This window comes from Devosia insulae DS-56 (assembly GCF_000970465.2).
GTDB classification, from domain to species: Bacteria; Pseudomonadota; Alphaproteobacteria; order Rhizobiales; family Devosiaceae; genus Devosia_A; species Devosia_A insulae.
The window spans coordinates 1-9320 of record NZ_LAJE02000240.1 but is presented as its reverse complement, the minus strand read 5'-3'; the positions used below and the strand labels follow the sequence as shown (position 1 = coordinate 9320).

At 65.2% G+C, this 9320-nt stretch carries 7 protein-coding genes; 2 read left to right on the top strand and 5 right to left on the bottom strand.

All coding sequences use genetic code 11. From position 1 onward, the window contains the following. Positions 1 to 51: 51 nt before the first annotated feature. The 5 genes from VW23_RS17240 to VW23_RS17220 all read right to left on the bottom strand — a co-directional run bounded on the left by VW23_RS17240 (position 52) and on the right by VW23_RS17220 (position 5330). Positions 52 to 834 carry an SDR family NAD(P)-dependent oxidoreductase gene (locus VW23_RS17240; protein ID WP_069910783.1) on the bottom strand — a complete coding sequence of 261 codons (783 nt, stop codon included), beginning with the start codon at positions 832 to 834 and terminating at the stop codon, positions 52 to 54. A gap of 203 nt (positions 835 to 1037) precedes the next feature. Beyond that, the gene (locus VW23_RS17235) at positions 1038 to 2084 is read right to left on the bottom strand and encodes an NAD(P)-dependent alcohol dehydrogenase (protein WP_069910782.1); all 1047 of its coding nucleotides are present in this window, start codon (positions 2082 to 2084) and stop codon (positions 1038 to 1040) included. Continuing rightward, positions 2081 to 2944: an ATP-binding cassette domain-containing protein gene (locus tag VW23_RS17230; protein ID WP_176730424.1), complete on the bottom strand. Its 864-nt coding sequence runs from the start codon at positions 2942 to 2944 to the stop codon at positions 2081 to 2083. The genes VW23_RS17235 and VW23_RS17230 overlap by 4 nt, the downstream gene beginning before the upstream one ends. After that, complete coding sequence (locus tag VW23_RS17225) at positions 2941 to 4056, bottom strand: ABC transporter permease (protein WP_069910781.1); 1116 nt, start codon at positions 4054 to 4056, stop codon at positions 2941 to 2943. The genes VW23_RS17230 and VW23_RS17225 overlap by 4 nt, the downstream gene beginning before the upstream one ends. A gap of 269 nt (positions 4057 to 4325) precedes the next feature. After that, on the bottom strand, positions 4326 to 5330 hold the full coding sequence (locus VW23_RS17220) for a substrate-binding domain-containing protein (protein ID WP_425285218.1): 1005 nt from the start codon (positions 5328 to 5330) through the stop codon (positions 4326 to 4328). 398 nt (positions 5331 to 5728) lie between these two features. On the opposite strand from VW23_RS17220, the gene VW23_RS17215 reads away from it, so the two are divergent. Beyond that, positions 5729 to 6940: an ROK family transcriptional regulator gene (locus tag VW23_RS17215; RefSeq protein WP_069910784.1), complete on the top strand. Its 1212-nt coding sequence runs from the start codon at positions 5729 to 5731 to the stop codon at positions 6938 to 6940. A 105-nt stretch (positions 6941 to 7045) separates the two neighbouring features. Next, on the top strand, positions 7046 to 9229 hold the full coding sequence (locus tag VW23_RS17210) for a bifunctional diguanylate cyclase/phosphodiesterase (RefSeq protein WP_069910779.1): 2184 nt from the start codon (positions 7046 to 7048) through the stop codon (positions 9227 to 9229). Positions 9230 to 9320: the final 91 nt, after the last annotated feature.

Here is a 9320-nt window from a genome sequence, read left to right as displayed (position 1 = left end):
AGCGCTCGTCGGCAGCGTCAGAGGAGGATACGAGACGGCGTCGCACGGCACCTACACCGTCTTCAACCAGCCTCCATCGACGAAATACGTCGACCCGGTCGAATAGCTCGCCTTCTCCGAACACAGGAACACGAAGAAATTCGCCATCTCCTCGGGGGTGGCGAAGCGCTTCATGCCGCCGGCTTCGTCGGCGACGCTCTGCAGGTGCGCCTCGAAACCGTCCTCACCGGCCAGCTGCTTCGCCGTCTTCACCCAGTCGGGCGTGCGCACCAGCCCCGGGTTCACTGTGTTGACCCGGATATTGTCGCCCACCACCTCGTTGGCGAGGGTTTTGGAAAACATCATCAACGCCGCCTTGGTGGTGTTGTAGATCGGCTCGTACCATAGCGGCTGCACCGCGCAGATCGAGGCATTGTGGAGGATGGCGCCGCCACCCCGCGCCTTCATCTGCGGCACCAGCCCACGGCCCAGCCGCACCGCGGCCATCACGTGCAGATCCCAGTAATATTGCCACTTGGCGTCGTCGGCCTCGGCGATGGTCTCGTTCGAGCCGGTGCCGGCATTGTTGACGAGGATATCGGCGCCGCCGAGCTGGGCCGCCGCCGTCACGACTTTGGCGCAGCCCTCGGCGGTGGCGACGTCGGCAGCCACCCCATGCGCTTCGACTCGGTACTTCGCCCCGATGCGCGAAGCCTCGGCATGCAGCCGCTCCGAGCCACGCGCCGTAATCAGCACATTGGCCCCCTCAGCCGCAAAGCCCTCCGCCACCGCGAGGCCGATACCGACGCTGCCGCCGGTGATGACGGCGAGTTTGGATTTCACGCCGAGATCCATAGCAACCCTTCCAGATGTCTGCAGTCCCTTCTCCCCTCAGGGGAGAAGGTGGCGCGAAGCGCCGGATGAGGGGTGAGGTGGTGCAACGCGCGCTCGCTGAGACGCTGAACCCCTCACCCTAGCTTTGCTGCGTCGCTACGCTCCTGGCGACGCTCCCCTCTCCCCTCAGGGGAGAGGGGACGCTGTGGCACGATCCGGTGCCCCTAAGCCTCCATCAAAATCTGTAGCTTCACATCCGTCGGCCGCGCTTCCACCGCCCGGTCGAACGCCTTGATCGAGTCCTCGAAACTGAACGTCTCGGAGATCAGCGGCTTCAGATCCACCCGCCCCGAGGCCATCAGCGCGATGGCGCGCTCATACTGGTGGGCGTAGCGGAACACCGAAGCGATGGTGATTTCCTTCACCGACAGCGAGGCGATGTCGAAATCGATCGGCTCGACCGGCAGCCCGACCACGACGATGGTGCCGCCCGGGCGGACCACATCGGTGATGCCCTGCCAGGCGCGCGGGCTGCCCGAGCATTCGAACACCACATCGGCGCCCCAGTTCTCGGTGAGCCGGTTCACCTCGTCGACGAGCTTCTTGTCCTTGATATTGACCGGGATGATGCCCTGGTACTGGCCGGCAATATCGAGCTTGGGCTGCGCCAGGTCGGTGATGATCACCCGCGAGCAGCCGCCGGCGAGCGCCGCCAGTGCCACCATGGTGCCGATCGGGCCGGCGCCCATGACGATGGCGGTGTCACCAGGGGTGATCTTCGCCTTGGTCGCCGCCTGCATGCCGACGGCGAACGGCTCCACCATGGCGCCTTCGGCAAAGCTGACATTGTCGGGCAGCTTGAAGGTGTAGTTGGCCGGATGCACGACATAGGGCGTCAGCACGCCGTGGATCGGCGGCGTCGCCCAGAAGGTCACCGCCGGATCGATATTGTACATCCCGAGCCGCGACGCCTTTGAGTTCGGGTCGGGAACGCCTGGCTCCATGCAGACCCGATCGCCCAGCTTGAGGTTGGAAACCCCAGCCCCGACTTCGACCACCGTGCCGGCGGCCTCATGCCCCAGCACCATCGGCGCATTGACCACGAACGGCCCGATCCGGCCATGGGTGTAGTAGTGCACGTCGGAGCCGCAGACGCCCACGGTGTGGAGCTTGATCTTCACTTCGCCGGGGCCGACCTCGGTCGGCAACTCGATGTCACGGAGTTTCAGTTCGTGCTGCTTTTCGAGCACGAGGGCGCGCATTTTCGTCATTGGACCTGAGAGGCTTCCTCGCCGACTTGGTAGTGTTGCGTCGGGCCGGTGGCGCCTTCAACCGGGGGCTTCATCGCCCCGGTCATGATCGCCACTGCGTCCGACATCGAGAACTCTTTGGGATTGATGATCGCGATGCGCTTGCCGAGCCGATGGATGTGGATGCGGTCAGCGACCTCGAACACGTGCGGCATGTTGTGCGAGATGAGAACGATCGGCAAGCCGCGCTTTTTGACGTCGAGCATCAATTCGAGAACGCGCCGGCTCTCCTTGACGCCGAGCGCCGCGGTGGGCTCATCCATGATCACCACACGCGAACCGAACGCCGCGGCGCGCGCTACCGCCACGCCCTGGCGCTGGCCGCCGGAGAGCGTTTCCACCGATTGGTTGATGTTCTGGATGGTGAGCAGGCCCAGCTCGCTCAGCTTGTCGCGGGCGATCTTCGCCATCCTGGTGCGGTCGAGCCGGCGGAACAGCGCCCCGGTCCAGCCCGGTTTCCGCAGTTCGCGGCCGAGGAACATGTTGTCGGCGATCGACAGCGCCGGGCTCAGCGCCAGGTTCTGGTAGACCGTCTCGATGCCGGCGTTGCGGGCGTCCATCGGCGATTTGAAGTGTACCGGCTGGCCATCGAGCCGGATTTCGCCGCTATCCGGGATCACCGCGCCGCACAGCGCCTTGATCAGCGTCGATTTACCGGCGCCGTTATCGCCGATCACCGCCAGGATCTCGTTGCGGCGGAGGTTGAAATCGGCGTTGTCGAGCGCCACCACCCGGCCATAGCGCTTGTTGAGCCCCCTGCCCTCGAGCACGATATCGCCGGCATTGCCGGTCGGCAGGCTCATATTGGTCAATTCGCTCATGCCGAGATCTTCCTGATCCACTGGTCGATGGTGACGGCAACGATGATCAGGACGCCAACCGCAAAATCCTGCCACAGCAGGGCCAGGCCGGAGAGCGCCAGGCCGTTGCGGAACACGCCCACGATCAGGGCGCCGAACAGCGTGCCGATGATCGAGCCGCGGCCCCCGAAGAGGCTGGTGCCGCCGATCACCACGGCGGTGATCGAGTCGAGGTTGGCGGTCTGCCCGGCCTGCGGGCTGACCCCGCCGATACGGCCGATCAGCACCCAGGCGGCGATGGCGCAGATCAGCCCCGCCAGCGCATACACCGCGAGCAGCACCCGGTTGGTGTTGATACCGGAGAGCCGCGCCGCGTCGGGGTCGTCGCCAGTGGCATAGACATGCCGGCCGAAAGCGGTACGCCCGAGGATGTAGCTGAGGACGATGGCGAGCACGATCATCAGCACCGAGCCATAGGTGACCACCCAGCCGCGCAGCCATGGCAGGTCGAGCCCGAAGAACACTCCGATATCGTAGAGTTTGAACAGCTTGCCCAGCCAGAGCAGGAACGGCGCTGCCGCCTCCATATCCTGCGAACGGATGGTCTCGCTGTTGGAATAGAAGGTGTTGAGCGCCCCGAAAATGCTCCAGGTGCCGAGCGTCACGATGAACGGCGGCAACCGCAAGGCGGTGACCAGTAGGCCGTTGAGAAAGCCGCAGGCGAGGCCGGCGAGCAGGCCGAGCGGGAAGGCGATCCACACCGGCACGCCATACGCGACGGCGGTGCGGCCCATCACCACCGAGGCGAGGATCATGATCAGCCCGACGCTGAGGTCGATGCCGGCGGTGAGGATCACCAGGGTCTGCGCCATGCCGAGAATGGCGACGATGGTCACCTGCTGCAGGACGACCGAGAGGTTCAGCGGCGACAGGAACTTGCCGGGCGCTGCGATGGCGAAGATCACCGTGCCGACCACCAGCACGATCAGCGGGATGAGCGTCGGATACTCGTGCAGGATGCCCTGGATGGTGCGGACTATGCCCTTGCGGTCTTCCTCGAAGCTGGCGACATCGCCGGCCGCCCCCTTCAATCCAGTCTCAGCAGTCGCCGAACCGGCTGCGTCGTCGCTCATCGTTGTACCCCAAAGATGTGGAGGCCTGCGTCCCTTCTCCCCTGAGGGGAGAAGGTGGCCCGATCGCGGACGACGGCGAAGGCCGTCGCCGCCGGCGGATGAGGGGTGAAGCATCGCGATACGCTGGCTCTTCCAGCATGCCGAGAGGCTGCACCCCTCACCCAGCTTCGCTAACTCGCTGTGCTCGCAGCTGCGCTACCCTCTCCCCCCGGGGGCGCTATCGCGCCCCCTTGGAGGGGAGAGGAGAAACGGCAGAGAGCCCGGCTCGATCAGCCCCAGCAGAGCTCGGCGCCCTTGGTGGTGTCGATCGAGTCGACGCCGGCCACCGGCTTGTCGGTCACCAGCGTCGCGCCGGTATCGAGGAAGCCCACGGCCGGATCGATCGCCGGCAGCGTGCCGGAGGCAATCGCCTCGAGTGCCATCGAGGCCATCTTCAACGGGTATTGCTGGCTGGTCGCGCCGATCACGCCGGATTTGACGTTGGCAACGCCCGGGCAGCCGCCATCGACCGAGACGATCAGCACCGAGCCATCATCCTTGCCCACTGCCTTCAGCGCTTCCCAGGCGCCGGCCGCTGCGGGTTCGTTGATGGTGTAGACCACGTTGACGTTCGGGCACTTCTGCAGCGCGTTCTCCATCGCCGTGCGGCCCTTTTCCTGGTCACCCTGGCTGATTTCATGCGTGCAGATGCGCGGATCGTCTTCGTCGCCGTACTTGTTGGGGTCCTTCACATCGATGCCGAAGCCGGCCATGAAGCCTTGGTCGCGCAGATAGTCGACGGTCGGCTGGTTGGTGGCGAGATCGAGCAGGACGATCGAGGCATCCTTGGCCTTGTCGCCCAGCGTGCCCGCCGCCCACTTGCCGATCAGGTCACCGGCCTTGCGGTTGTCGGTGGCGAAGGTCGCGGTGGCCGCGTCCATCGGATCGAGCGGGGTATCGAGCACGATCACCATCAGGCCGGCATCCTTGGCCTTTTGAATGGTCGGCACGATCGCCTTACTATCCGACGGCACGATCGCAAAGCCCTTGGCGCCGGCCGAGATCAGGTTCTCGATCGCCGCCACCTGCCCGTCATTGTCGCCGTCGAACTTGCCGGCGGCAGTGATCAGCTTCAGGCCGAGTTCCTTGGCCTTGGCTTCGGCGCCTTCGCGCATCTTGACGAAGAACGGGTTGGTTTCGGTCTTGGTGATCAGGCCAACGGTGATCTCCTGCGCCAGGGCGACGCCACTCATCAGGCCGCCGGCGACGACGGCGCTGGCAAGCGCCATCTTCAGATAGCTAAGTCCCATGTAGTCCTCCCAAGAGTTTCCATAATTACTATGGTTGTGATCCGGTCCACCGGCGTTCCGCCGCTCCTCAGGACCGTTGGATCAGGGTCGCGGAGCTGCCTTCGCAAGGTACTCCTCCCCGAACCGGAGGCGATATTCAGCGCAACCCTCGTGGCCTGTCAATAAATTAATCCACTTGATTTATTAATTGACAGAGGGGACGCGAGGGATAATCCTTTCGTCCGGGAGGGGGTGAGAACCCCATGTAATCGATTGCCGTTTCGGCTCCGACGTGGCTTTTGTGCCCGCGACGGAGAATGGAAGAATTGTCAACAAATGCAGTTGCGAGGTCGGGAGTCGTGGTCACCGGGCCGACAAGCAGGGAGACCGGCAGAGAGGCCGCACTGAAGCCGGGAGCCGCCAGTCGCGGCACCAACCAGACCGGCGTTCGGCTCTATAACGAGCGCCTGGTGCTGTCGCTGATCCGCCGGCATGGCGACCTGCCCAAGGCCGATATCGCCCGCATGACCGGGCTGTCGCCGCAGACCATTTCGATCATCACCAATGCGCTGGAAGCTGACGGGTTGCTGCTGCGTGGCAAGCCGCTGCGCGGCAAGGTGGGCCAGCCACTGGTGCCCTATTCGCTGAACCCGGAGGGGGCGCTGAGCTTCGGGCTGAAGATCGGGCGGCGCAGTGTCGATCTCTACCTGATCAACTTCACTGGGGAAATCCTCAAGCTCCTGCACAAGACCTACCCCTACCCTACCCCCGGCGGGGTTCGCGAGTTCGCCCGCGCCGGCATCGACGAACTGCTCGAGGGGCTGCCGGCAGCCCTGACCGCCCGCATCGCCGGGCTCGGTATCGCCGCCCCCTATGAGATGTGGACCTGGCACGAGGAAATCGGTGCGCCCAAGGCCGAGATCGACGCCTGGCGGCAGGTCGATGTGCGCGCCATGATGGCCGAGATCTGCCCCTGGCCGGTGTATTTCGCCAACGACATCACCGCCGCCTGCGCTGCCGAATTGATGTTCGGCAGCGGCGCCGACCATATCGACTATCTTTACGTCTTCATCGGCTCGTTCATCGGCGGCGGCCTGGTGCTGAACGGCCACCTGTTCCCGGGCCGCACTCAGAATGCCGGAGCGCTGGGCTCGATGCCGGCGCCCGACCCTGGCCACGTGGTGCCAGCGGGGCGCACCCCGCAGCTGATGAATGTCGCCTCGATCTATGTGCTGGAGCGCGAGCTGCTGGCCATCGGCCGCAACCCGGAAATCCTCTGGCAATCGCCCGATGACTGGGGCGACGACCTCGGCGAAGCGCTCGACAAGTGGATCGACGAGGTGGCCGAGAGCCTCGCCTATTCGATCGTCGCCGCCATCGCGGTGATCGATGTCGAAACCGTGCTGATCGATGGCGCCTTCCCCTCCCATGTGCGCAGCCGCATCATCGCCCGCACCGAGGCGGCGGTGGGCCGCATCAACCGGCAGGGCCTGTCGGCGTTCCGCCTGCTGCCGGGCAGCATCGGCAATGCGGCGCGCGCCATGGGTGGTGCCTCGCTGCCCTTGCTCGCCAACTTCACCCAGGATCGTGAAGTGCTGTTCAAGGACAATGCCTGAGCGGCGTGCTCCACCCGATCAAATCGCGGCTCAGCGCTGAGAACTGTAACGAGTTCGAAAAGCTTGCCGGGCACAGTGATGTAAGTCCCTGTCATCCACGGCCCGATGCTCAGTACTCGCCGCGCCAAGTTCCGACGCACATTCTCGATGCTGGTGCTGGCCGCGTTCGTCGTGGTCTTCGCCGTCGCCGCGATGCTGCTTGGCGGCTTCCTGTTGTGGTCGGCCGCAGAGATCGACGACAACGCCGTCACCAGCCAGTCGCAGCGGGTCATCCATGCGGTCGAGGCGCTGCGCACCTCGACGCCGCGCGAACAGGAAAGCGTCGCCGTCTGGGACGATGCGGTGACCGCCGCGCGCCAGCGTGACGAGAACTGGCTCGAGTCCAATATCGGCAAGTGGATGTTTGATTATTTCGGGCACGACGAGAGCTATGTGCTCGGTCCCGACGATACGCCGATCTATGCCGCAATCGACGGCAAGATCCGTAAACCGGAAACCTTCCTCAGCCGCGCCAGCGCGCTCGCGCCACTGCTCGCCGACCTCAGGAAACTCACCGCCGCCGGCTATCTCGATACCCCGCCCAATGTCGCCGACTATGTACTGCTCGACGGCCGCCCGGTCATGGCCAGCGTCATCCCGCTGATCTCGGACACCGGCAACCTCGTGCAGCCTGCCGGCCACGAAGCGGTTCTCGTCACCATCGTCCGGCTCGATCTCGATTTCGAGATGCGGATGATCGACCGCTACATGACCGAGGTGGGACGCTTCACCACCGTTACCTCCACCGCCGCCGGTATCGAGGCCTTCGCGGTTACCAACCGCGCCGGCCGGATCGTCGCCTTCTTCGAGTGGCTGCCGTTTCGGCCCGGCCAGGAACTGCTGCAGCGCACCGCGCCGGCGCTGATTCTGGCCTTCGTCTTCGTCTCGCTGCTGGTCTCGCTGCTGCTCTATCGCTTGCGGCGGGCGCTCCGCGCTCTCGAGTTCAAGCGCATCGACGCCGAACGGCAGGCCACTGAGGACGCGCTGACCGGGTTGCCCAACCGATTGAGCTTCGACCGCCAGTTCAACGGTCGGCTCGATGCCATCAAGCTGCGCGATCCGCCGACGGCCCTCTTGATGCTCGACCTCGACCGCTTCAAGCAGGTCAACGACACGCTCGGGCATCATGCCGGCGACGAACTGATCCGCGCCGTGGCCGATCGCCTGCGCGCCGTGATCGGCCCCACTGACGTCCTGGCGCGGCTGGGCGGCGACGAGTTCGCCATCCTCCACACCTGCTATGCCGGCACGGTCGAAGTCGCGGCGTTGGCGCAGCGCATCGTCGACACCATTGCCAAGCCCTTCCGGGTGCAGGGCAGCGACGCCTTTGTCGGCGTTTCCATCGGCATCGTGGTGGCCACATCAGGCCAGCGCGACAGCCACGAGCTGAGCCGTAAGGCCGATATCGCGCTCTACGAAGCCAAATCCGCCGGACGCAACCGCGCCGCCTTCTACGAAGAGGCGATGGACGAGCAGGTGCAGAACCGGCACGTCATCGAAGCCGAACTGCGCGAGGCGCTACGCAACCCCGGCCAGCTCTGGGTGGCGTTCCAGCCGCTCTGCGGCGATGCCGAAGAGGTGCTGGGCGCCGAAGCGCTGCTGCGCTGGACCCATCCGCAGATCGGCATGATCCCGCCATCGCGCTTCATCGCCATCGCCGAGAGCACCGGACTGATCGAACAGCTGGGCGAGTTCGTGCTGCGCCGCGCTGCCGAGCTCGGCGCGCACTGGCCCGGCCGCACCATCGCGGTCAACATCTCGCCGGCGCAGCTGCGCAACCCGACCTTTGCCGAGCGCGTCTTCGCGCTGCTCAGGGAAACCGGCATGCGGCCGGCCGATCTCGAAATCGAGATCACCGAGGGCATCCTGCTCGACGACGAATCGACCGCGGCCAACACCATCCGCAGCTTCCGCGCCGCCGGCATCCGTATCGCGCTCGACGATTTCGGCACCGGCTATTCCTCGCTCAGCTATTTGAAGCGCTACCCGGTCGACCGCATCAAGATCGACCGCTCCTTCATCGCCCAGCTATCGACGGCGAACGCCTCGGACGCCATCGTCCAGGCCATGGTGACGCTGGCCCATGCCCTCGACATCGAAGTCACCGCCGAAGGCGTCGAAACCGAGGAGCAGTTCCAGGCCTTGATCGGCATGGGCTGCAACACCTTCCAGGGTTACCTGTTCTCGAAGCCGCTGACGGTGGACGACATCCACACCCGCTTCGCCGCCCCGCTGCCAAGGGTGGCATGAGGGGGCGCTTGGCCAAGGGCGCTGAAGGAGATTTGACCACCGTCGCCTCCCTCCCCCTTGAGGGGAGGGATTGAGGGAGGGGGTGGTGCAG

Excerpts from the sequence above, each read along its gene's own strand:
- VW23_RS17225 (WP_069910781.1), bottom strand. The coding sequence starts at position 4,056 with ATGAGCGACGACGCAGCCGGTTCGGCGACTGCTGAGACTGGATTGAAG.
- VW23_RS17230 (WP_176730424.1), bottom strand. The coding sequence starts at position 2,944 with ATGAGCGAATTGACCAATATGAGCCTGCCGACCGGCAATGCCGGCGAT.
- VW23_RS17210 (WP_069910779.1), top strand. The coding sequence starts at position 7,046 with ATGCTCAGTACTCGCCGCGCCAAGTTCCGACGCACATTCTCGATGCTG.
- VW23_RS17235 (WP_069910782.1), bottom strand. The coding sequence starts at position 2,084 with ATGACGAAAATGCGCGCCCTCGTGCTCGAAAAGCAGCACGAACTGAAA.
- VW23_RS17240 (WP_069910783.1), bottom strand. The coding sequence starts at position 834 with ATGGATCTCGGCGTGAAATCCAAACTCGCCGTCATCACCGGCGGCAGC.